Here is a 23,329-nt window from a genome sequence, read left to right on the forward strand (position 1 = left end):
GAGGTCGTCATACGAAGCTTTCTTGGTACATGGCGGCAATCCGGCGGAATGTCAATCCTGACCGCCCTGTGCAGGTATTTGTCGCCGACGGGCGAGCCAGGGCAAGAAGGAATAGAGGGCAAGCCCAAGCCAAATCAGCAGAAAGGTAACACCCTGCCCCGGCAGGATCCGCTCGTCTAATAGGAAAATAGCCACAAGAACCTGCATGGTCGGGTTGAGATATTGCATCAAGCCCAAGGTCCGCAAATCAAGCCGGTTGGCTCCCGCGGCGAAAAGCAGCAGGGGAATAGCGGTGAAAGGGCCGGCCAAAGCCAAAAGCCCGCGCCAATGCCAGTCCCCATTTATGAAATGTCCTTGCCCAGTACCTTCGGCCCAGCCCAAATAGACGAGCGCGACGGGCAGCAGCACCAGGGTTTCGGCAAACAGGCCGGGGATCGCCGGCAAGGCAACAACCTTTCGGCCAAGACCATAGAAGGCGAAGGTCACGGCCAGGATGAGGGCGATCCAGGGCACCTCCCCAACTGCCACAACCTGCCACAGCACGCCGGCGGCAACACAAACGATGCCGGCAAGCTGTCCCCAGGAAATCCGCTCCCGCAGAATCACAGCCGCCAGCAGGACGCTCATCAGCGGGCAGATGTAATAACCGAGGCCCGCTTCGATGACGTGGTCCGTTCCAACCGACCAGATATAGGTCAGCCAATTGACCGACAGCATCGTTACCGCGGCGACCAATTGCAGCATGCGGCGGCGTGAACTCACCAGCAGACGAAGGGCCGACCAATTGCCGAGCAGCATCACGCCGAAACCCGTCACTACCAGCGACCAGATCACCCGATGGGACAGCACCTCCATCGGCGAAATTTCTGCAACAGCATGGAAATACACCGGCAGCGCGCCCCACAGAACATAGGCGGCGAAAGCGGCAAGCAATCCGCGTTTGGTAGCTGGGGTCATGATTACAGACCGGAACCCATTGCTCGATATACCGGCACCAACAGAATAGCCGGGACAAGCCCGGCTATCGTCAACTGCAACGGCGAGCTAGGTTCAGGCCTTCGGCGCCGAGGTCTGCAGAGCCAAAGCATGGAGCTTATCGCCCATGCCGCCGCGCAGCGCTTCATAAACCATCTGGTGCTGCTGCACACGGGTCTTGCCGACAAAGGCCGCCGAGATGACCTGGGCGGCGTAATGGTCGCCATCGCCCCGCAGATCCTCGATCGTCACCTGGGCATCCGGCAGGGCTTCCTTGATCAGCCGCGCAATTTCGCTGGCTTCCATCGCCATGGTGTTTCTCCCTCTCCCATCCCCGATCGGCTTATTCCACCGCGCTCATCAGACGCGGGAAGAAAGCCTCATGTGTCGATTTTAGCGCGCCGACATCCATCGCGCCATGGCGGCCGAGATCCAGCTTGTCGCCGCCGGTTTCACCCAGGCGGGTGATCGGCACGCCCGCCAATTCGGCCTTGGTCATGATGGCCTCGGCATCCTTGCTGCGGACCGTCAGGACATAGCGCCCCTGATCCTCGCCGAACAGATAGGCATGGGCGAAATCCACGCCGGCCGGCACGCCGATGCGGGCGCCGATCCCCCCGGCCATCGCCATTTCCGCCAGTGTCACCAGCAGGCCGCCATCGGCGCAATCATGGCTCGCGGTTACCAGGCCGCCATCGATCAAACCGCGCACGAAATCGCCATTGCGGCGTTCAGCCACGAGATCGACTGGCGGCGGTGCCCCTTCTTCCCGGCCGTGGATTTCACGCAAGTAAATCGAGGCGCCGAGATGACCTTTGGTCTCGCCGATCAGCAGCACGGTTTCGCTCGCTTCCTTGAAGGGGATCGAGACGCTCTTGCCCACATCGGCGATGACACCGACGCCACCGATCACCGGGGTGGGCAGGATGCCCTTGCCGTTGGTTTCGTTATAAAGCGAGACATTGCCGGAAATGACCGGATAGTCGAGCGCCTTGCACGCTTCCGCCATGCCTTCGATGCAGCCGGCGAACTGGCCCATGATCTCGGGCCGTTGTGGATTGCCGAAATTCATATTGTCGGTGATGGCGAGCGGTTTGGCGCCGGTCGCGGTGATGTTGCGCCAGGTCTCTGCCACCGCCTGGGCGCCGCCCTGATGCGGGTCGGCATAGCAATAGCGCGGCGTGCAATCGCTGGTGATGGCGAGGCCCTTGGGCTTGCCCGGCAGTTGCACGATGGCGGCATCGCCGCCGGGGCGCTGCACCGTGCGGCCCATCACCAGGTGATCGTATTGTTCCCAGACCCAGCGGCGGCTGGAGAGATCGGCGGAGCCGAGCAGCTGCAGCAGCACGGCGGGGATATCCGCCGGCACCGGCAGGCTCGAGGCCGCGATCTCCGGCTGCTTCGGCGTCGCCACCCAGGGGCGCTCATAGACCGGTGCCTTGTCGACCAGCGGCGAGACCGGCATATCGGCCTCGACCTTGCCGTTCTTCTTCAAAACGAGATGGCCGGTATCGGTAAGAACGCCGATCTCAGCGAAATCCAGTTCCCACTTCTCGAAGATCGCCCGGGCAGTCTCGCGCGCTTCCGGCTTCAGCACCATCAGCATGCGTTCCTGGCTTTCCGAGAGCATGATCTCGTAGGCGGTCATGCCGGTCTCGCGGACCGGCACCTTGTCGAGATCGAGCTCGATGCCAAGGCCGCCTTTGTCGGACATTTCGACCGAGGAGGATGTCAGGCCGGCCGCACCCATATCCTGAATGGCAACGATGGCATCGGTCGCCATCAGTTCCAGGCAGGCTTCCAGCAGCAGCTTCTCGGTGAAGGGATCGCCGACCTGCACAGTCGGGCGCTTCTCTTCCGAATCATCGGTGAATTCCGCCGAGGCCATGGTGGCGCCGTGAATGCCGTCGCGCCCGGTCTTGGCGCCGACATAGATCACCGGATTGCCCACACCCGCCGCCGCCGAATAGAAGATCTTGTCGGCATCGGCGAGGCCTACGGTCATCGCATTGACCAGGATATTGCCGTTATAGCTGGCGTGGAAATTGACTTCGCCCGCCACCGTCGGCACGCCCATGCAATTGCCGTAGCCGCCGATCCCGGCGACCACGCCGGCGATCAGATGACGGGTCTTGGAATCTTCCGGCTCGCCGAAACGCAAAGCATTCACATTGGCAATCGGTCGCGCGCCCATGGTGAAGACATCGCGCATGATGCCGCCGACACCTGTCGCCGCACCCTGATAGGGTTCGATGAAGCTGGGGTGATTATGGCTTTCCATCTTGAAGACGGCCGCCTCGCCATCGCCGATATCGATGACGCCGGCATTCTCGCCCGGCCCCTGGATTACCCAGGCCGCCTTGGTCGGCAGCTTCTTCAGCCAGACGCGAGAGGATTTGTAGGAGCAGTGCTCCGACCACATGACGGAGAAGATGCCGAGTTCAGTCATCGAGGGCTCGCGGCCCATGATCTCCAGCACCAGTTTGTATTCGTCACTCGTCAGGCCGTGTTCGGCGACGATTTCGGGCGTAATCTTCACGGCACTCACGACAGCGCCTCCACCATGCCTTGGAACAGCGCAAAGCCATCGGTCGAACCCTGCAGCGGATCGATGGCGTTTTCCGGATGCGGCATCATGCCAAGCACATTCTTGGTGCGATTGAAGACACCGGCGATATTGCGCAGCGATCCGTTCGGATTGTGCTCGACCGCGACATTGCCGTCCGGTGCGCAATAGCGGAAGGCGATCTGGTCGTTGGCTTCCATTTCACCGAGCGTCTTGTCATCGACAAAATAATTGCCGTCGTGATGCGCCACCGGCACGCTCAACACCTGGTCCTTCTCGTAACGCGAAGTGAACAGGGTCTGGGTGGTCGCGACCTTCAGATGGACATTGCGGCAGACGAATTTCAGATGGGAATTGCGCAGCAGGACACCCGGCAGCATGCCGGCTTCGGTGATGATCTGGAAGCCGTTGCAAATGCCGATGACGGCCACGCCCTTCTCGGCCCGCTCCTTCACTTCGCGCAGGATCGGCGAATGGGCGGCAATGGCGCCGGTGCGCAGATAATCGCCGTAGGAGAAGCCGCCGGGCACAAGAACCAGATCGACCTTGGGCAATTCGCTGTCGCGATGCCAGACCATGACCGGCTCGGTGCCGAGGGCTTTGCTGAGTGCGGCTTTGGCATCCTGCTCCCGGTTCGAGCCGGGGAAGACCACGATGGCAGCTTTCATTGTCGTCACCCCGTCAGTCGACGAGTTCGATGCTGTAATTCTCGATCACCGTATTGGCGAGCAATTTGGCGCACATCTGATCGACGGCGCTCTTCGCCTTGGCCTTGTCGGTCTCGGCGAGATCGAGTTCGATATATTTGCCTTGGCGGACATCCTGGACGCCATCGAAACCGAGTGTGCCGAGCGCATGGGCGATCGCGCGACCCTGGGGATCGAGAACGCCGGTTTTCAGGGTAACGTGCACACGGGCCTTCATATCAGTTCTGTCCTCTTTCGTCCGAAGGGTCGTATCGATCGCCGGCCATCAGCAGGCTCGGGCTTACTACATGGTCCCTATTGCATCGTGGCCGGGCCCTTCATGTCGCGGGGGCCGCCTTCCGGCAGGATACCGAGACGCCGCGCCACTTCCTGATAGGCTTCCTCGACATTGCCGAGATCGCGGCGGAAACGGTCCTTGTCCAGCCGCTCATTGGTCTTCACGTCCCACAAGCGGCAATTATCCGGGCTGATCTCATCGGCCAGCACGATGCGCATTTCCTCATTCTCGTAGAGACGGCCGAATTCCAGCTTGAAATCGACCAAGCGCAGGCCGACGCCAAGGAAGAGACCGGTCAGGAAATCATTGACCCGCAGCGACAATGCGAGCATCTCGTCGATATCCTGCGGCTGCGCCCAGCCGAAAGCCGTGATGTGTTCTTCCGAGACCATCGGATCGCCGAGTTCATCGGACTTGTAATAATATTCGACGATCGAGCGCGGGAGCTGGGTGCCTTCAACAATGCCGAAACGCTTTGACAGCGAGCCGGCGGCGACATTGCGCACCACAACTTCCAGCGGGATGATCTCGACCTCGCGCACCAATTGCTCGCGCATATTGAGGCGGCGGACGAAATGGGTCGGGATGCCGATCTCGCCCAGGCGGACCATCAGATATTCGGATATCCGGTTGTTGAGGACGCCCTTGCCGGTGATGGTGCCCTTCTTCTGATTGTTGAAGGCGGTGGCATCATCCTTGAAATACTGGACCAGGGTCCCGGGCTCAGGGCCCTCGAAAAGGACCTTGGCTTTGCCTTCATATATACGGCGACGGCGGGACATCCGGTTTCTCCACAAAAAACAGGCAGGCGCAGCAATGACCGTTCGGGCCGTCTCCCGAGCTAATCCTAGGGAACGGCTGTTTCACGACTGCCCCAGCCAGCCGATACAGCTGTGGGACGTTAATTCCGGACTGGCCAAGACTCCGCGCGCGAATCCGCATCCTTCTAGCAGGTCGGCCCCCCGATGACAACGTTGGCAGCCCCTCATGCGGCAGCGCAGCGCATGCAAAAATAGCAATACAGATCAGCAGCTTACCTGGCCGTACCAGGGATCGCCCGGTCGGCCCGTGCGTGAAAGATCGTTCCCGGCAGATTGTTTAGAAAGCGGCTTGCGCGGTAACGGTCAGGCTGCAGCCGCAGATCGGGCAAACCGCGACTTCCTGTGCCGTCATCGGATTGGCGCCGGCAGCAATCTTGTCGCTGAGCAGCTGTCGCAGCTTGGCGATCAATGCGCTGTGATCACCGGCCGGGAGCGGCCCCGCGGCGGCCAGATCGCTGGCCTGTGCACTGCAACGCAAGGCAGCCATATCACTGAGCGGCTTTGGCATGTCCTGAAGCGTGATGGCGAGGGCTGAACGGGTCGCCAGGGGGACTGTCAGGGTGCCCAATGCGATGCCCGATAATAAATGCCGGCGCGTTAACATGCGTTCCTCTTCTTCACGGCTATGAAACGCCACCCCTCAGGCCGGAGCTTATGCCAGCGGATGAGTCGCCGGCAAGTCTGGCATCATCGGATTGTGTAACAGCGCGCCGTCATAGATCTGCAATGTGGCTACAGCTGCACGTCGTACCACTCGCCCTTATCGGGGTGACCGCCGCAGAACTTCCAGATCGGTTTACGCTCACTATGCGCCACCGAGGGCAGGGCAATGAGCGAGGATGAGACCGTGCCGAAGCCGGTATTCGAAATGATGTTCATGGCATCGAAGACCGTGGCGCGGGGCTCGGTTTCGCGCGAGGCCAGCAATTCCATCCAATCCCGCCAATCATCCTTGTCGGGGTCCGGCTCCCGGGCTGTTTCCCAACGCGGCAGGTAATGGCGAATTCGCGAACTGTCGATATCATTCCGGTCACGGGCGGTGATCATTGAAATCCCCGGCGGCAACTCTTCCACTTCCACCCCGTCGCCCAGATTGCGTAGCCAGTAGGCATCGCGATTATCTGCCACCACCATGTTGAACGGCCGATAAGCCTGGGGATCGAGCTGCTGCAACATATCGACCGCATCCGCTGCATCGGCGAAATCCAAGGCATCGAGCACCAATTCGCCCCGGCTGCGCTTGCCCGGCATCGGTCCCAAAGTGTTCATGCGATTGAGGATGCCGACGACAACCCCGGTTTCGTTAAGGCCAAGCCAGGAGCCCCCGGCCAGATCGTCGCGGCCCGCGATGACTTCCGGCCTATCGGGCCAGTGTCGGCCCGGGGGCGACCAGGGACGGTCGGCCATTTCATCCCGATTGCTGGCCCAGAGGATGGGCCAATCGTCTTCCGGGCGTCTCAAAATAATGACACTGCACATGATCCGCTTTCGAGCACTTTCGGGTAATTCTCGAGAATTTCATCCAATATACGCAGCCAACCGCAAGACTGCGAATATGTGACCTTGCTATTAGACTTGACGAAGGCGGAGGGGCCAACCATTTTTAGGCACTCATCCATGCTTTGGGGAAATGCCCTTTATGTCGACTTTCGATGACCGCGAACAAAGCTTCGAAAACAAGTTCAAGCACGACAAGGAATTGCAGTTTCGCATAAGCGCCCGCCGAAACAAGCTGCTGGGACTGTGGGCCGCGCAGCTGCTGGGCATTCACGGCAGCGAAGCCGAGGCTTATGCCAAGACCGTCGTCACCGCCGATCTCGAAAAGCCGGGGGACGACGATGTGGTGCAGAAGGTGTTGGCGGATTTCAAGGCGCGAGGCGTCGATATGAGCGAGCATCGCCTGCGCAAGCGTATGGAAGAATTGCTGCAGACAGCGCATCAGCAGATCATGTCGGAAGCCTGACGGCCTGCTGACCGTCAGCTTACGGCAAGAACAGAAAACCGGCGGTGCATGACACCGCCGGTTTCGTTTAGGCGCGGTCCAATAATAACGTTACCGAACTGCTTAACCGAAGACGCGTTTGAAGATCGCGTCCACATTCTTGGTGTGGTAGCCGAGATCGAAACATTCCTCGAGCTGGGCCAGCGGCAGCCGATCGGTTACTGCCTTGTCCTTCTTCAGTTCGGTAAGGAAATCGGCTCCTTCGAGCCAAACTTTCATCGCATTGCGCTGCACCGCCTGATAGGCCTCCTCGCGCGTCATGCCGGCCTGGGTGAGCGCCAGCAGCACGCGCTGCGAATGGACAAGGCCCCCATAGCGATCGAGATTTTTCTGCATGTCCTCGGGATAGACAATCAGCTTGTCGACCAAGCCGGCGAGGCGCATCAGGGCGAAATCAAGGGCGATGGTGGCATCGGGGCCGAAGACACGCTCGACCGAGGAATGGGAAATATCGCGTTCGTGCCACAGCGTCACATTCTCCAGCGCCGGTGTCACGGCGGCGCGCACGACACGGGCAAGACCGGTCAGGTTCTCGGACAGCACCGGATTGCGTTTATGCGGCATGGCCGAGGATCCCTTCTGCCCAGGCGAAAAGAATTCCTCAGCCTCGCGCACTTCCGAGCGCTGCAGGTGACGGGTTTCCGTCGCCAGATTCTCGATCGAACTGGCGATGACGCCGAGCACGGCAAAGAACATGGCGTGACGGTCGCGTGGAATGACCTGGGTCGAGACCGGCTCGACCTTGAGACCGAGCTTCGCCGCGACATGGGCTTCCACGCGGGGATCGATATTGGCAAAGGTGCCGACGGCGCCGGAAATGGCGCAGGTCGCGATTTCTTCGCGGGCGGCGATCAGACGCTGCTTGGCGCGGTCGAAAGCCGCGTAATGGCCGGCGAGCTTCAGACCGAAGGTCGTCGGCTCGGCATGAATGCCGTGGCTGCGGCCCATGGTCGGCGTCAGCTTGTATTCGAAGGCGCGCTTCTTCAGCGCGGCCAGGACCTGATCGAGATCGGCCAGCAGCAGATCCGTCGCCTGCTTCAACTGCACGGCGAGGCAGGTGTCGAGCACGTCGGAGGAGGTCATGCCCTGGTGCACGAAGCGGGCCGACGGGCCGACATGTTCGGCCAGATTGGTCAGGAAGGCGATAACGTCATGCTTGGTCTCGCGCTCGATCTCGTCGATACGGGCGATTTCCCATTTGCCCTTGGCCCAGATCTCGGCCGCCGCTTCCTTCGGCACCACCCCCAATTCCGCGAGCGCATCGCAGGCATGGGCCTCGATCTCGAACCAGATGCGGAAACGGTTCTCGGGTTCCCAAATGCGGGTCATTTCCGGGCGGGAATAGCGCGGAATCATCTGTTACCTCTCCTATCGCTTGGCGGCGCTAAAGCACCGGCAAACCACCGGGAAGTCAACAGGATTCGCGCCACATCGTCGGCATGACCGGCATGCCGCTTTTTTAAGCGTGCGCCAGCACCGCCATCGCATGCAGCCCGTCCAGCAGCGGCTGGGGATTGAAGGGGGTGAAAATGCCGCTGCCCATCGGCGCATGACTGCCGCCGGCCGCCGTCTGGAACGAGGCCAGATCGCCGCCGGTATCGGCGAAAATATCCGCCGCGGCGAGTGCCACCGGTTCTGCCGGATGCTGGAGATGGGCCAGGGCCGTATCCTCCGGGTCATGTATAGCCATAGTGTTGTCTTGGGTGGTTTCTTGCCCCGGTTTGGCGGCTAGCTGCCCTGCCGCATCAACCGGATCATTGCTGGCGACCAGCAGGTGGGCCGGCAAGGCTTGGCCATGGCTCGCCGACAGGAAATGGTCTGCCACGGCCAGGCCCGATGACGTGCCGGTTTCCATGGCAATGGCGCTGTGGGCCGGCACTGTTTCGGCAATGGCCGCAAGTTGGGTGAGATCGAAAAGATCATCGCCGCCGGCCAGCAGCGAGAGCGCCCCATGGTCCGCCGATGCGGTCTCGAAACCGTATTCTGTGACAGTCATCCCCCGACTCCTTGTCCCCACTCGATCCATGGCCGGTCGAAAGCCGGCCTCAGGAGCACAAGTTTCACGCGAGGGAATTTAAAATTGTCTTAAATTTGTATCCAGTTTCGCGAGCTGAATCAGGGACTTAGGTTAACCGCCGCTTAACCATGATACCACTTGCAAGACAAGGGCCGGTTACACAGGCACGGCCCGACGCCGGCGCCGGCGATACCGGTATTGCAGAAATTCCGAGTAAAGGATGCCAAAGATGACCAGTGTTGCACCAAGGATCTGCACCAGGCTGGGCTTGACACCCATGATGGCAAGGATCGCCAGAGACACGATCGGCACCAGATTGAGATATACGGTGGCAACGACGACCCCGAGATGCCGCACGCCATAATTCCAGAGGATCAGGCAAAGCACGATCGAGACGAAGGTCAGCCAGCATAACAGCGCGAGATGCCATCCATCGGGCGGCGGGGCCGGCGGCACCTGAGCCCAGCCCACCTGTCCAGCCATGAAATACACCGCCATCAGCATGGGGGCGCCGCCGATCGTGGTGCTGGCGGAAATGCGAAGCTGCGACCAGCCGGTCAACCAGCGTTGCGCCGCAATCGAATACCAGGACCAGCAGGCGGCTGCGGCGAGAATGAGGAGCTCGCCGCCGCGGATCACGAAGACCGAATGGGCCGAGCGCAGTTGTGAAAAATCTACCGTGGCCAGAATGCAGCCCGAGACGGCGAGAATGATCGCAGGCACGACCCGGCGATCCATCGGCTCGCGAAAGCTCAGCCAGGCGACCACCCCGGCAATCACTGGCCCTGCCGCCGACAAGACCGCGGCGACGATGGGATTGGCATGGGCGACGCCCACCGTATAAAGCGGTGCAAAAAAGCCGAGACCGATCGTGCCGAGCAGAAACGGCCGCCACCAGGAAATGCGCGGCGACGCCTCGCGAAAGCCCTCCAGCAACCAGACCAGCATGATGAGGAGCGGCGCGCCGGCGACATAACGAACCGAGCCAAGAAAGAACGGATCCCAAACGGGGAGCAGGTAATTGACGGTGGGTATGACGGTGCCCCAGGTCAGTGCCACAATCAGCAGCCCGAGATTCGCGCCCCATTTACCCATGATCGACCTATATATCTCCCCGTTTTGGCGGCGACTGTGACAGCGGCCCTCTTCACCGTCAAATCGCGATAGCGCATGATGGTCATGCTGTTCATTGAGCATGCGCTTCGGCAAATAAAAAGGCCGGCTGAAACGCCGGCCTTTTCACTGCACCGATCGTCAGGATCAGCGCGAATAGAATTCCGTGACCAGATGCGGTTCCATGGTCACCGGATAGGGCACTTCGGCCAGTTGCGGCACGCGCACATACTTCGCCGTCATCTTCTTATGATCGGCTTCGATATATTCCGGCACGTCGCGTTCACCGGATTGCGCGGCGCCGACGACCAGCGCCATATCCCGGGAGCGCTCGCGCACTTCCACCACATCGCCTTCCTTCAACTGATAGGAACCGATATTGACGCGCTTGCCATTGACCTTGACATGGCCGTGATTGACGAACTGGCGGGCGGCGAAGACCGTCGGCACGAACTTGGCGCGATAGACGACGGTTTCCAGGCGGCTTTCCAGGAGGCCGATCAGCATTTCCGACGTGTCGCCACGGCGACGCACAGCTTCGGCATAGAGCTTGCGGAACTGGCGTTCGCCGATCGAACCGTAATAGCCGCGCAGGCGCTGCTTCGCCATCAACTGGATGCCGAAATCGGTCGGCTTCTTGCGGCGCTGGCCATGCTGGCCCGGGCCATATTCACGGTTGTTGAGCGGGCTCTTCGGCCGGCCCCAGAGATTGACGCCCAAGCGGCGGTCGATTTTATGCTTGGCTTCGATACGCTTACTCATAAGTTGTCCTTTCCCGCGATGACGCGATGTCGTTGGTGTCCCGGCTGTCCGGCCCGGTCAAATCCGGCGGCTGGGCAGCAGCGACGAACGCGCTGCCCGGCACGAGAGCGGGCGGACTATAGCCAGCGAGACGGCAGAGTCAAGGAAAGGCGGCAAATAACTGGCGGCGCCGCCTTATCTATATTTCTGTCCACGCGGTAAATTACACACAGGTCGCGTTAAATACCGGGCTCGGACCCTCAGCGGTCGGACTCCGCCGCCGATTTACGGGCCTGGCGCAGGGTCGCCAGTTCTTTCACGACGCCATGCAGGGTCCTGATTTCCTGCTCCGTCAGATTGGCGCGCTGCCACATATTGCGCAGATTGCGCACCATATGCGGCCGGGCTTCCTCGTTGCGCAGGAAGCCGCAGGCATCGAGCTCGCGTTCGAAATGGGCGAAGAAATTGACCAACTGGTCCTTGCTGGCCGGGACCGAGCCATTCATTTCCAGCACCGAACCCGGCGTCGCATCGCCCGCCTGATACCATTCATAGCCGACCAGCAGCACCGCCTGACCGAGATTGAGCGAGGTGAAAGCGGGATTGAGCGGCACCGTCAGCAGCGTATCGGCGAGACTCAGATCGTCATTCAGCAAGCCGGTCCGTTCGGGCCCGAACAGGAAGCCGACACGGCCGCCGCCGGCCACCCTGGCACGCGCCTCTTGGGCGGCGTGACGGGCAGTGACGATCGGCTTCACCATCCGCCGGTCGCGGGCCGTCGTCGCATAGACATGGGTGAGATCGGCGATCGCCTCGGCGGTGGTATCGAAGACCTTGACCGGCGGCATCATCTCCAGGGCGCCGACCGCCGCCCGCTCCGCTTTGATGTTCGGCCAGCCGTCGCGCGGCGCCACCAGGCGCAAATCGCTGATCCCGCAATTCAGCATGGCCCGCGCCGCAGCCCCGATATTCTCGCCCATTTGCGGCGTCACCAGAATGATCGCCGGCGCGGCGGTTTCCGCCGAGCTCAATTGGAGCTCGCCTTCAAAAGCTTCCAGGTGATGGCATCGTTCAAAGCCTCATAAGAAGCATCGATGATATTGCCGCTGACGCCAACCGTGGTCCAACGCTCGCCGCTGGCATCGGCGCTTTCGATCATCACGCGGGTGATCGCTTCGGTACCGTCCTGCGGTGTCAGGATGCGCACCTTGAAATCGACCAAGCGCATATCATCGAGTACCGGATAGAGCGGCACCAGCGCCTTTCGCAAGGCGGTGTCAAGCGCATTGACCGGGCCGTTGCCGGTGGCGACCGTCATGGTTTCGTTGCCATGCACGTCGACCGTAACGGTGGCTTCGGATTCCGTCACCAATTCATTGCGGGCATTCCAGCGCCGCTCATCCATCACGCGGAAGCGGCTAAGCCGGAAGAAATCCGGCACATGGCCGAGCGCACGGCGCGCCAGTAATTCGAAACTGGCTTCGGCGCCGTCATAGGCATAGCCGTCGAATTCCCGCGCCTTCACCTGTTCAACCAGCGTTGCGACCTTCGGGTCATGGGCATCGATGGCAAGGCCGATTTCCCGGAAGCGCGCCATGATATTGGCCCGGCCGGATTGATCGGAAACCACGATATGGCGCCGATTGCCGACCAGGCTCGGTTCGATATGTTCGTAGGTGCGCGGGTCCTTCTCCACCGCCGAGACATGCAACCCGCCTTTATGGGCAAAAGCGGAATCGCCGACATAGGCAGCGCCGCGATTTGGCGCACGGTTGAGCCGCTCGTCCAGCAGGCGGGAAATATGTGTGAGCTGCGCAAGGTCCGCATCACTGATCCCAAGCTTGAAATCGGTCTTCAGCATCAGCGAGGGAATAAGCGAAATCAGATTGGCATTGCCGCAACGCTCACCAAGTCCGTTCAGCGTGCCCTGGACCTGGCGGATGCCGGCGCGAATGCCCGCCAGCGAATTGGCGACGGCATTCTCCGTATCGTTATGGCAATGAATGCCGAGATGGCTGCCCGGCACGTGATTGACGACCTCGCCGACGATACGCTCGATCTCATGCGGCAAGGTGCCGCCATTGGTATCGCAGAGCACGACCCAGCGCGCACCGTTCTTATAGGCGGCCAGGATGCAATCCAACGCATATTGAGGATTGGCCTTGTAGCCGTCGAAGAAATGCTCGGCATCCAGCATCACCTCGGACTTGCGTTCCTTGGCATGCAGGACGCTCTCGGCGATCATATCGATATTCTCGTTGCGCGGAATGCCGAGCGCGACATCGACCTGAAAATCCCAGGACTTGCCGACCATGCAAACCGCCGGCGCCTTCGCCTGGATCAGGGCCGTGAGGCCGGGATCGTTGGCGGCGCTGCGGCCGGGCCGGCGGGTCATGCCGAAAGCGGTAAAGGTGGCATGCTTCAATTCCGGCGGCGCATTGAAAAAGGCGTCATCGGTGGGATTTGCGCCGGGCCAGCCGCCCTCGACGTAATCGACCTTCAGCTTGTCCAGCGCCTGGGCGATCGCCATTTTGTCGCCCACGCTGAAATCCACCCCCTGGGTTTGCGCCCCATCGCGCAAGGTGGTATCGAACAGATATACGCGTTTGTCGTCAGACATGATTTCTTCCTCTGGCTCCAGGTTTCACCATATCGACCCGGCAAGGTCAACCAAGCTGCGGACAGAGGGGAAGCGACGCGTGCATGGCAGCCCGGCGGAGAGATACGTCCAAATGCTTGATCCGGCGCAACTCTGGCCCTTCATCCTCGCCTGCCTGGCGCTCAACCTGACGCCAGGCGCCGATATGACCTATGTCATTGCCCGCTCCGCAACCCAGGGGCGTGGGGCCGGCATCGCCGCCAGTTTCGGTATCGCGGCCGGCAGCTTTGTCCACAGCCTGTTCGCCGCGCTTGGCATTGCCGCCTTATTGCAGCAATCGGCGACCGCCTTCCTGCTGATCAAGATCCTCGGCGCCGGTTATCTGCTCTATCTCGCCTGGAAAGCCTGGCGCAGCCCGATTACTGCCCCGGCGGCCGGGACTCCCCTACCCCGCATTCCGCTGCTGCGGGTATTCGGCGAGGGACTGCTGACCAATCTCTTCAATCCCAAGGTCGCGCTGTTCATCCTCGCTTTCCTGCCGCAATTCGTCGATCCACATCGCGGCTCGACGATTTCACAGATTTTGCTGTTGGGCCTGATCTTCAATTTCGGTGGCACGCTGGTGAACTGCGTGGTCGCCGCTTCGGCCAGCATCACGGCCCGTTTGCTCAGGCAACGCCTGTCGGGAAACCGCCACAGTCTCGGCCGCTGGCTGAACCGGTTCACCTCGGTGATCTTCGTCGGCCTCGCCTTTCGCCTGGCCTTCGCCGAGCGCCGCTGAGGAGAGCTGGCCATGAATATCATCGTCATCGGCGCTGGCATCGCAGGTCTCACTACCGCTTTCAATCTCGCCCATCACGGCGCCAATGTGACGCTGATGGAGCAAGGGAACATCCCGCACGACCGGGCGTCCTCTTTCGATCAGCATCGCATCATCCGCCACTTCTATCCGGATTCGGAGGCCTATGGCCGGCTGGTGGAACAGGCGCTCGCCGCCTGGAACCGGCTGTGGCGTCGTATCGGGCGGATACATTTCGCCGAAACCGGCGTACTGGCGATCAGCACCGAAGCAGGCGATTGGAGCGATCGCAGCCGCGGCGCCCTGGAGCGCATCGGCATCGCCTATGAAAGCTGGAGCCAGGCCGACCTGCAAGCGCGCCTGCCGCAGCTTTCCCTGCCGGACCACGCCACGGGGGTTTTCACCCCGAGCGGCGGCGCGCTTTTTGCCGACCGGATCTGCACCGACCTCGCCCGCAACCTGCGGCACAATGCCGTCGACCTGTTGCCGAAACACCGGGTTGTTGAAATCGAGACCGAAACCGGGCGGGTCGTCACCGAAAGCGGCGAGGCCTTCAAGGGCGATCAGATCCTGATCGCCGGCGGCGCCTGGATCGGCAAGGTCGTGCCGGCTTTGGCCGCGAAAATCACCACCTATCGCCAGGCGGTCCTTTATCTGACGGCGCCGCCGCAATGGGAAGCGGCCTGGCGCCAATCGCCGGTCATCGTCGATTTCGGCGGCGCGAGCGGCGCCTATGCGCTACCGCCGGTCAATGGCAGCGATCTGAAAATCGCCGTGCCGGCGCATCGCCGCCTCGGGGATCCTGATAAAGATAGGTCGCTGGATTTCGACGAGGCAGAGACGATCCTCAACTACCTGCGCGGCGACCTGGTCGATGTCGATCAGTACCGCCAGCTTTATCTCAAAACCTGTTTCTATACCTTTGCGCCGGAAGATCGCTTTCAACTGCACCGCGAGGGCCGGTTGATCGCCTATAGCGGCTGTTCCGGCCATGGCTTCAAATTCGGCGCCCTGGCCGGCGAGATGCTGGCCGAAGTCCTGCTCGGCAAAGCAGATGCCGATCAGGTCGGCCGTGTTCTCGGCGGCTACTGAGGGACCGACTGAGACGCTTATGCCCGTTTCCAGGTCGTGCCCGAAGGCCCGTCTTCCAGCACGATGCCCTTGGAAAGCAGATCGTCGCGGATGCGGTCGGCCTCGGCGAAGTTCTTCGACTTTCGCGCGGCCTGACGGGCGGCGATTGCCATTTCGATCGCGGCAGCATCGAGACCGCTCTGATCGAGACCGGCAGTATCTTGGAGCCAGGCGGCGGGATCCTGCTGCAACAGGCCGAGCAATGCCCCGGCGCCGAGGAGGGCGCTCTTGATCGCGATCTTATCCTGATCGTCACTTGCCTTGTTCAGGCGGTTCAGCAGCTCATGCAATTCCGAGATCGCCAGCGGCGTGTTGAGGTCATCGGCCAAGGCCGCGACCAGATGATCCGTCGGCACCGGTTCGGCCTTGAGGCCGGCCACCTTTTGCAAAGCGCCATAAAAACGGTCGAGGATCGCCTTGGCTTCCTTGATCCCCTCGCGGGTAATGTCGATCGGCTGGCGGTATTGCGCCGAGAGCAGCGCGAAGCGGATCGCCTCGCCGCGATGCCCCTCTTCCAGCAATTGCCGTACGGTGACGAAGTTGCCGAGCGACTTCGACATCTTTTGGCCGTTCACCTGCACGAAACCGTTATGCAGCCAGTAGCGCGCAAGATGCGTGGTGCCATGCGCGCAGCGGCTCTGCGCAATCTCATTCTCATGATGCGGGAAGATGAGATCGATGCCGCCGCCATGGATATCGAAAATATCTCCCAGGAGATCCCCTGCCATGGCCGAGCATTCGATATGCCAGCCCGGCCGGCCGCGGCCCCAGGGGCTATCCCAGCCGACCTGATCCGGCGTGCTGGGCTTCCAGAGCACGAAATCGCCGGCATATTTCTTATAGGGCGCGACCTCGACCCGAGCACCGGCGATCATGTCGTCCTGGCTGCGGCGCGAGAGCTGGCCATATTCCGGCATCGAGGGCACGTTGAACAGCACATGACCCTCAGCCACATAGGCATGGCCTTTGGCGATCAGCGTTTCGATCAGCGCGATCATCTGCGCGATATAGGCAGTCGCGCGCGGCTCCTTATCCGGCGGCAGCGCATTCAATGCGCCCATATCCTGATGGAAGGCTTCGGTGGTGCGTTGCGTCACCTGGGCGATGGTTTCGCCGCTCTTCACCGCCGCCTCCATGATCTTGTCCTCAACATCGGTGATGTTGCGGACATAGGTGACATGCGCCTCGCCATAGACATGGCGCAGCAGGCGCGCGAGCACATCGAAGGCGACGACGGGACGGGCATTGCCGATATGGGCGAAGTCATAGACGGTCGGGCCGCAGACATACATGCGGACATTCATGGGATCGATCGGCTCGAAGACCTGACGCTCGCGCGTCAGCGTGTTGTAAAGATGAATCGTCACCGTTTCGTCCCTCTTCCCCGATATCTTTCAGGCCGTCTCGCCTTTCAGGCGGCGCAAGGCTCGCTCGCGGCCGATCAGCGGCAGCAGCACTTTCAATTCCGGCCCATGATCCGCTGCCGTCAGCGCCTGACGCAAGGGCATGAAGAGATCCTTGCCCTTGCGGCCGGTTGCCTTCTTCACCTGATCGACCCAGGCATTCCAGGTCGTGCTGTCCCAGGGCTCCGCCGGCAGCAACTCGGCAGCGGCGGCGGCAAAACCGGCATCGGCGATGACCGGTGTTAGGGCGCCACGGCAGACCTGATGCCACAGCTTCACATCCTCGACCTTTTCGACATTGGCGCGCGCCGCTTCCCATAGGGCGGCATCGATCTCACCGAGACCGAGAGCGGCGAGATGCGGCTTCGCTTCGTCGTAAGACAAAGCATGCAGCAACCGGGCATTAAGATGCGCCAGTTCGGCCGGATCGAAACGCGGCGAGGTCTTGCCGAATTTCGAGAGATCGTGATCCGGCAGCAGCTCTTCGAGATGCGCTGCGGGCCGCACCGGATCGCCGGTGCCGATATGGGCGAGATAGCTGTTGATCGACATCGGCTCCAACCCCTCGTCGCGCAACTGGCCGATCGAGAGCGAGCCAAGGCGTTTCGAGAGGCCCTCGCCCGCCGCATCCACCAAGAGCGGTAGGTGAGCGAATTCGGGCGCCGCCGCACCCAGAGCCTCGAAGATCTGAATTTGCGTGCCGGTATTGGTCACGTGATCGTTGCCGCGGATGATATGGGTGATGCCGAAATCGATGTCGTCGACCACCGAGGTCAAGGTGTAGAGATAGGTGCCGTTGGTGCGGACCAGGACCGGATCCGACTGGCTGGTCTCGTCGACATGCTGGGGGCCGCGCACGAGATCGTTCCAGTTGACCAGCCGGCCTTCCAGCTTGAAGCGCCAATAGGGCTGGATGCCCTGGGCTTCCAACCTGGCGCGGTCTTCCGCTGTCAGTTTGAGCGCAGCGCGGTCATAGATCGGCGGCCTGCCCTGCTGCAGCTGAACCTTGCGGCGCAGCTGCAATTCCTCGGCGCTTTCGTAGCAGGGATAGAGCCGACCGTTCGCCTTCAGTTTTTCCGCCGCCGCATCGTAGCGGGTGAGGCGCTCGGTCTGGCGGTCGAAGCTGTCCCAGGTAAGCCCAAGCCATTTGAGGTCGGTTTCGATCGCCGCGGCGAATTCGGCCGTCGAGCGTTCGAGATCGGTATCGTCCAGGCGGAGCTGGAACTGACCGCCTCGCTTCTTCGCGAAGAGCCAGTTGTTCAGCGCGATATAGATATTACCGACATGCAACCGGCCGGTCGGGCTCGGCGCAAAACGTACGCGTACGCTCATAACGATATCCGCCTATTCTCCACGATAGCGGTTGGTGATCGGGTAACGCCGATCCTTGGCAAAGCTGCGCCGGCCGATCCTGACGCCGGGCGCCGATTGCTGCCGCTTATACTCCGCGAGGTCCACCATGCGCCAGACCCGCGCCACCAGCGCCCGGTCGTGCCCGCGCGCCGCCACCTCGTCGATCGAGAGATCCTGTTCGATCAACCCATCCAGGATATCATCCAACGCCTCGTAAGGCGGCAGCGTGTCCTGGTCTGTCTGGTTCGGTTTCAGCTCGGCCGAGGGCGGCTTGGTGATGACACGTTCCGGCATGACCGCGCCGTCAGGGCCCAAAGCATCTTTCGGCCGCTGCGCATTGCGCCAGCGGCAAAGATCGAAGACGGTGGTCTTGTAGATGTCCTTCAGCACCGAATAGCCGCCGCACATATCGCCATACAGCGTGGCATAACCGCAGGCCACTTCGGATTTGTTGCCAGTGGTGAGCAGCAGGCCACCGAATTTGTTCGAGAGCGCCATCAAGGTGACGCCCCTGGCACGCGACTGAATGTTCTCTTCGGTCGTGTCGGCGGCCTTGCCGGCGAAAAGCGGCTTCAGCATCGTCTCGAATGCTTGCATCGCCGGCTCGATCGACACGATGTCATAGGCGATGCCGAGCAGCTTGGCGCAAGCCGCTGCATCATCCAGGCTTTCTTGCGACGTATAGGGTGACGGCATCATCACCGCACGGACCTTATCGGCGCCCAAAGCATCCACCGCCACTGCAGCGGTCAAAGCGGAATCGATCCCGCCGGAAAGCCCCAGCAGCACGCTGGCAAAGCCGTTCTTCACCACATAATCCTTGAGGCCGAGCACCATCGCCTCATAGATCTGTCCCAGGCGGTCCGGCAATTCGGCGACCTTGCAAGGAGCGCATTGCCAGCCATCGGCACCGCGTGTCCAGTCTGTGACCACGACCGCCTCGCGGAACATCGGCAATTGGCAGCGCAGCTCGTCACCGAGGCCGAGCACGAAGGAACCGCCGTCGAAGACCTGATCGTCCTGTCCGCCCACTTGGTTCAGATAGACGATCGGCAGATTGTTCTCCGCCTGGCGGCGGCGTGCGTGGGTCCGGCGCGCTTCCATCTTGCCGGTCTCGAAAGGCGAGGCATTGATGGAAAGTAAAATCTCGGTGCCGGATTCCGCCAGGCATTCGGTAACGTCGGGAAACCAGAAATCCTCGCAGATCGGTGTGCCGATCCGTACGCCCTTTACATTGAACGGCCCCTGCAGCGGTCCCTGCCTGAAGACCCGCTTTTCATCGAAGACTTCGTAATTCGGTAATTCATGCTTGAAGCGGCTGGCCTCGATCCGGCCATTGGCGAGGAGGAAGGCACCGTTATAGATGCCCGGCGCGGCCTGGCCGCTGCCGTTGTCATCGGATTTCTGGAGCCAAGGCGAACCTACGATCATGGCCGGACCGCCATCGGCGGTATCCTTGGCGAGTTCCAGCAGATGCTTACGGCAAGCATCGAGGAACGAGGGTTTGAGGGCGAGATCCTCGATCTGGTAGCCGGAGAGCACCATTTCGGTGAACAGGACCAGATCGGAATCACCTTCGGCCGCTTTGGCGCGCGCCTGGCGGATCTTCGCCAAATTTCCCTTGAGATCGCCGACCGTAGGGTTGAGCTGCGCCAGGGCGATCTTCAATTTGTCCGTCATGATGGCCGTATTCCTTTCCGTCCGGCAACTTAGCCGAGCTTAACGTTAAGTCAACTTTAGCCGATCGGGGATATAGGTTAGGAATATTCAGACCCGACAGGAGCCTGCATCATGATCAACCGGCGCCGCATTATCCTGCCCGCCATCGCCGCTCTTTGGACCGTTTCGGGCTTGGGTGCCAGCCCGGCCCTCGCGCAGGAAGCCGTGCCCCAGATGCCGGCCGATGCACCGGTCCTGGCGCCGATCAGCCAGCGTTTCGTGCTGATGGTGCTGGACCAGCCTGACCGTAACATCAACCTCGGCAGTTCCAGGATCAACATGATGTATGACACCAAGACCGGCCGGTCCTGGGTGCTGCAATATACCAGCAAGCCGAACAGCAATCAGCAGGGCTTCGTCTGGGTCGAGGTCCCCTACGCCGCGCCGCCACGCCAGTAGGCCACGGCAGAGAAGGTTTATTTCGGGAACAGGAATTCGCGGCCGACCTTCACGCGCTTGATGCCGTTATATTCGATGATATCGGCAGTGGCGTAGGTTTCGGTCCAGCGCTGCGGCAGGAAGGATCCTGTCCCGATCACATCGATGGGCGTATTGGCTTCCGCCATCACCTTGCATTTTGCCGGGTCAAAGCCCGAGGAAGCGACGATGCCGACCTTCCGGAAACCGGCATCGTCCAGCGCATCGCGCATATACCAGATCGCCGCCGCGGAAACACCGGCGCCGACCAGATGACGCAATTCCGTCTCGTTGCGGTAACCGCGGATCGCTTCCGGCACATGCCGTTCCAGCACGGCATAGGAGACCGTGGGATCGACCCCTTCGATGAAACGGCTGCCCGGCGTATCGATCCGCACCGAAAGCTTGCCTTGCGCCGCCAGCGCCGGGAAACGGCGGCAAACGGCGAGCGCATCGGTGACCTCGCGGGCGAAATAATCCACCAGCACCGTGATCGGCTGATCGGGAAAGGTGTCGTGGAACATCTCGGCGGCGCGCAGGGTCGAGCCGGCATAGCCGATCAAGGCATGGGGCATGGTGCCAAGCGCCTGCTCGCGGCCAAAATAATGCGCCGTGGCGGCCGTGGCATTGCCGATGAAACCCTTGGCCCCACCTTTACGCACGGCCCGTTCGGAGCCGACGCTGGCCGCATAGGCCATCAATTCCGCCATTTCCAAACCGGCGCAATGGCGCGCATCCATGGCGATGAATGCGACATTGGGCAGGTCGGTGCACATCGTATAGGCGTTGAAGGCCGCCACGCAGGCGGGGCCCAGTTTCTGCAGGAACAGGGTTTCGAGATCGGACAGATGAACCAGCGAGCCACGCAGATAGAGAATCGGCTCGCCAGCACCCACCCATTTACCTTCGGTATAGACCAGGTCGATATCGAATTTGGTGCCGCGCTCGGCAGCGACCTTATGCAGCCAGTCGATCGCCAGACGCGGCGCCGAAACCACCGGGCGGCGCATGAAGACCGCGTAGGTGACGCGGGTGTCGCCGAATTTCTCGACGACCGCTTTGGTTTTCAGGAAATACTGATCGGTCCAGGCCGCGATATGATCCGAGGCCGGTCCGGCCGCAGGAGATTTGCACGTTGCCGCGCCGCCGATCGTCTTATCCGTCGTGGTGCCGTCAGCGCCCGCCGTCATTATCGTTCTCCGTCACCGGCCTGTCGCTCTGATGATGGCTGGCGGCGGGTCGCATACCGCCGCCAGTACACGACCGAAGTCTCAGGAAGCTTCGGCGATCTTGTTGCCGTGCGACAGGCGCTCCGCCTTCAGCTGCTCGGCAATGAGGAAAGCCAGTTCCAGCGCTTGGCTGGCATTCAGGCGCGGATCGCAATGAGTGTGATAACGATCCGCGAGCGCATCCTCGGTAACCGCCTTGGCGCCGCCGATGCATTCGGTGACGTCCTGGCCGGTCATTTCGAAATGCACGCCGCCCGCATGCGTGCCTTCGGCCGCATGCACAGCGAAGAAACCACGGACTTCGGCCAGGATCCGGTCGAACGGCCGGGTCTTGTAGCCGGTCGAGGACTTGATCGTGTTGCCATGCATCGGATCGCAGGACCAGACGACCTTCGCGCCATGGCGCTGCACCGCGCGCAGCAGGGGCGGGAATTTCTGCTCCACCTTGTCATGGCCCATCCGGACGATCAGCGTGAGACGCCCCGGAATGTTCTGCGGGTTGAGGATGTCGATCAGGCGCAACAGCTCATCCGGATCCATGCTCGGCCCGCATTTCATGCCGATCGGGTTGTTGACGCCGCGCATATATTCGATATGCGCGCTGTCCGGCTGGCGGGTCCGGTCGCCGATCCACAGCATATGGGCGGAGCAGCCATACCACTTGCCGGTCAGGCTATCGACCCGCGTCAGCGCCTGCTCGTAATTCAGCAGCAGGGCTTCGTGGCTGGTGAAGAAATCCGTCTCGCGGATCTGCGGCACGGTTTCCGAGGTGATGCCGCAAGCCGCCATGAAATCCAGCGTTTCGGACAGGCGGTCGGCCAGCTCCTTGTAGCGATGGCCGAGCGGGCTGTCGGCGACGAAATCGAGATTCCAGCGATGCACCTTGTGCAGATCGGCAAAACCGCCCTGGGCGAAAGCACGCAACAGGTTCAACGTCGCCGCCGACTGGTTGTAGCTTTGCACCAGACGCTCGGGATCGGGCACGCGGGCTTCGGTGGTGAAGTCGATACCGTTGATGATATCGCCGCGATAGCTCGGCAACTCGACACCATTGATGGTCTCGGTCGGCGCCGAACGCGGTTTGGCGAACTGGCCGGCCATGCGGCCCACCTTCACAACCGGCAAAGCGGCGCCGAAAGTCAGCACAACTGCCATCTGCAACAGGACGCGGAAGGTATCGCGAATGTTGTTGGCGCTGAATTCGGCAAAGCTCTCGGCGCAATCGCCACCCTGGAGAAGGAAGGCCTTGCCTTCCGCGACATCGCCCAGCGCCTCGGTCAGACGCCGCGCTTCGCCGGCAAAAACCAGCGGGGGAAAACTGCGCAAACGCTCTTCCACCGATAGCAACTTGCCCGCATCCGGGTATTCCGGCACCTGGCTGATCGGCTTGCCGCGCCAGCTTTCCGGAGACCACTTCGCCGTCATTTCTCGTTCCTCACTCATCTGCGCAACCCCCGTTA

At 61.5% G+C, this 23,329-nt stretch carries 23 protein-coding genes; 4 read left to right on the top strand and 19 right to left on the bottom strand.

All coding sequences use genetic code 11. The annotated features are described in order from the left end of the window. Nucleotides 1-51: 51 nt before the first annotated feature. The 8 genes from rarD to SMD27_RS23055 form a co-directional block, all read right to left on the bottom strand. Nucleotides 52-957, bottom strand: coding sequence for an EamA family transporter RarD (gene rarD / locus SMD27_RS23020; RefSeq protein ID WP_320510802.1), 906 nt, complete (start codon nucleotides 955-957; stop codon nucleotides 52-54). Between the two features lie 93 nt (nucleotides 958-1,050). Continuing rightward, nucleotides 1,051-1,287 carry a BolA family transcriptional regulator gene (locus SMD27_RS23025; RefSeq protein WP_320510803.1) on the bottom strand — a complete coding sequence of 79 codons (237 nt, stop codon included), beginning with the start codon at nucleotides 1,285-1,287 and terminating at the stop codon, nucleotides 1,051-1,053. Nucleotides 1,288-1,318: 31 nt separating this feature from the next. Next, on the bottom strand, nucleotides 1,319-3,523 hold the full coding sequence (gene purL / locus SMD27_RS23030) for a phosphoribosylformylglycinamidine synthase subunit PurL (protein ID WP_320510804.1): 2,205 nt from the start codon (nucleotides 3,521-3,523) through the stop codon (nucleotides 1,319-1,321). After that, nucleotides 3,520-4,209 (bottom strand): phosphoribosylformylglycinamidine synthase subunit PurQ, encoded by a 690-nt coding sequence (gene purQ, locus SMD27_RS23035; RefSeq protein WP_320510805.1) that lies wholly within the window; start codon nucleotides 4,207-4,209, stop codon nucleotides 3,520-3,522. The genes purL and purQ overlap by 4 nt, the downstream gene beginning before the upstream one ends. A 13-nt stretch (nucleotides 4,210-4,222) precedes the next feature. Continuing rightward, nucleotides 4,223-4,465 carry a phosphoribosylformylglycinamidine synthase subunit PurS gene (purS, locus tag SMD27_RS23040; RefSeq protein WP_320510806.1) on the bottom strand — a complete coding sequence of 81 codons (243 nt, stop codon included), beginning with the start codon at nucleotides 4,463-4,465 and terminating at the stop codon, nucleotides 4,223-4,225. 77 nt (nucleotides 4,466-4,542) lie between these two features. Next, complete coding sequence (purC, locus tag SMD27_RS23045; RefSeq protein ID WP_320510807.1) at nucleotides 4,543-5,307, bottom strand: phosphoribosylaminoimidazolesuccinocarboxamide synthase; 765 nt, start codon at nucleotides 5,305-5,307, stop codon at nucleotides 4,543-4,545. 316 nt (nucleotides 5,308-5,623) lie between these two features. Beyond that, nucleotides 5,624-5,950, bottom strand: coding sequence for a hypothetical protein (locus tag SMD27_RS23050; protein WP_320510808.1), 327 nt, complete (start codon nucleotides 5,948-5,950; stop codon nucleotides 5,624-5,626). Between the two features lie 128 nt (nucleotides 5,951-6,078). Continuing rightward, nucleotides 6,079-6,825 carry an NRDE family protein gene (locus SMD27_RS23055; protein ID WP_320510809.1) on the bottom strand — a complete coding sequence of 249 codons (747 nt, stop codon included), beginning with the start codon at nucleotides 6,823-6,825 and terminating at the stop codon, nucleotides 6,079-6,081. Between the two features lie 160 nt (nucleotides 6,826-6,985). Between SMD27_RS23055 and SMD27_RS23060 the strand changes: the two genes are divergently transcribed. After that, nucleotides 6,986-7,309, top strand: coding sequence for a DUF1476 domain-containing protein (locus SMD27_RS23060; RefSeq protein ID WP_320510810.1), 324 nt, complete (start codon nucleotides 6,986-6,988; stop codon nucleotides 7,307-7,309). Nucleotides 7,310-7,411: 102 nt separating this feature from the next. Here the strand turns inward: SMD27_RS23060 and purB are convergent, their stop codons facing one another. From purB to cimA, 6 genes are all read right to left on the bottom strand, one after another. Beyond that, the gene (purB, locus tag SMD27_RS23065; protein ID WP_320510811.1) at nucleotides 7,412-8,704 is read right to left on the bottom strand and encodes an adenylosuccinate lyase; all 1,293 of its coding nucleotides are present in this window, start codon (nucleotides 8,702-8,704) and stop codon (nucleotides 7,412-7,414) included. 103 nt (nucleotides 8,705-8,807) lie between these two features. Then, complete coding sequence (locus SMD27_RS23070; RefSeq protein ID WP_320510812.1) at nucleotides 8,808-9,344, bottom strand: hypothetical protein; 537 nt, start codon at nucleotides 9,342-9,344, stop codon at nucleotides 8,808-8,810. A gap of 177 nt (nucleotides 9,345-9,521) precedes the next feature. After that, a complete protein-coding gene (locus tag SMD27_RS23075) occupies nucleotides 9,522-10,460 on the bottom strand; it encodes a DMT family transporter (RefSeq protein ID WP_320510813.1) in 939 nt (312 codons plus the stop codon). Between the two features lie 165 nt (nucleotides 10,461-10,625). After that, on the bottom strand, nucleotides 10,626-11,240 hold the full coding sequence (gene rpsD / locus SMD27_RS23080; protein ID WP_320510814.1) for a 30S ribosomal protein S4: 615 nt from the start codon (nucleotides 11,238-11,240) through the stop codon (nucleotides 10,626-10,628). Nucleotides 11,241-11,479: 239 nt separating this feature from the next. After that, on the bottom strand, nucleotides 11,480-12,250 hold the full coding sequence (locus SMD27_RS23085; protein WP_320510815.1) for an RNA methyltransferase: 771 nt from the start codon (nucleotides 12,248-12,250) through the stop codon (nucleotides 11,480-11,482). After that, on the bottom strand, nucleotides 12,247-13,839 hold the full coding sequence (cimA, locus tag SMD27_RS23090; protein ID WP_320510816.1) for a citramalate synthase: 1,593 nt from the start codon (nucleotides 13,837-13,839) through the stop codon (nucleotides 12,247-12,249). The genes SMD27_RS23085 and cimA overlap by 4 nt, the downstream gene beginning before the upstream one ends. Nucleotides 13,840-13,951: 112 nt before the next feature. Here cimA and SMD27_RS23095 point away from each other — a divergent pair, with 112 nt between their 5' ends. Beyond that, nucleotides 13,952-14,599 (top strand): LysE family translocator, encoded by a 648-nt coding sequence (locus tag SMD27_RS23095; RefSeq protein ID WP_320510817.1) that lies wholly within the window; start codon nucleotides 13,952-13,954, stop codon nucleotides 14,597-14,599. A 12-nt stretch (nucleotides 14,600-14,611) separates the two neighbouring features. Next, on the top strand, nucleotides 14,612-15,709 hold the full coding sequence (locus SMD27_RS23100) for an FAD-dependent oxidoreductase (RefSeq protein WP_320510818.1): 1,098 nt from the start codon (nucleotides 14,612-14,614) through the stop codon (nucleotides 15,707-15,709). Nucleotides 15,710-15,726: 17 nt separating this feature from the next. On the opposite strand, the gene cysS is transcribed toward SMD27_RS23100, so the two are convergent. From cysS to SMD27_RS23115, 3 genes are read right to left on the bottom strand one after another with little or no spacing between them, the layout of a single operon-like run. Next, on the bottom strand, nucleotides 15,727-17,115 hold the full coding sequence (gene cysS, locus SMD27_RS23105) for a cysteine--tRNA ligase (RefSeq protein ID WP_320510819.1): 1,389 nt from the start codon (nucleotides 17,113-17,115) through the stop codon (nucleotides 15,727-15,729). A 27-nt stretch (nucleotides 17,116-17,142) separates the two neighbouring features. Continuing rightward, entirely contained in the window at nucleotides 17,143-18,483 is a 1,341-nt protein-coding gene (gene gltX / locus SMD27_RS23110; RefSeq protein ID WP_320510820.1) for a glutamate--tRNA ligase, read from the bottom strand. A 12-nt stretch (nucleotides 18,484-18,495) separates the two neighbouring features. Continuing rightward, nucleotides 18,496-20,184, bottom strand: a complete 1,689-nt coding sequence (locus SMD27_RS23115) for an NAD+ synthase (protein ID WP_320510821.1) — start codon at nucleotides 20,182-20,184, stop codon at nucleotides 18,496-18,498. A gap of 111 nt (nucleotides 20,185-20,295) precedes the next feature. Here SMD27_RS23115 and SMD27_RS23120 point away from each other — a divergent pair, with 111 nt between their 5' ends. After that, nucleotides 20,296-20,622 carry a hypothetical protein gene (locus tag SMD27_RS23120; protein ID WP_320510822.1) on the top strand — a complete coding sequence of 109 codons (327 nt, stop codon included), beginning with the start codon at nucleotides 20,296-20,298 and terminating at the stop codon, nucleotides 20,620-20,622. 17 nt (nucleotides 20,623-20,639) lie between these two features. Here the strand turns inward: SMD27_RS23120 and SMD27_RS23125 are convergent, their stop codons facing one another. Both SMD27_RS23125 and SMD27_RS23130 read right to left on the bottom strand, forming a co-directional pair. Continuing rightward, nucleotides 20,640-21,830, bottom strand: a complete 1,191-nt coding sequence (locus SMD27_RS23125) for a nicotinate phosphoribosyltransferase (protein WP_320510823.1) — start codon at nucleotides 21,828-21,830, stop codon at nucleotides 20,640-20,642. Between the two features lie 81 nt (nucleotides 21,831-21,911). Then, nucleotides 21,912-23,294, bottom strand: a complete 1,383-nt coding sequence (locus tag SMD27_RS23130) for a class II 3-deoxy-7-phosphoheptulonate synthase (RefSeq protein ID WP_320510847.1) — start codon at nucleotides 23,292-23,294, stop codon at nucleotides 21,912-21,914. Nucleotides 23,295-23,329: the final 35 nt, after the last annotated feature.

The organism is Dongia soli (assembly GCF_034044715.1).
GTDB lineage: Bacteria > Pseudomonadota > Alphaproteobacteria > Dongiales > Dongiaceae > Dongia_B > Dongia_B soli.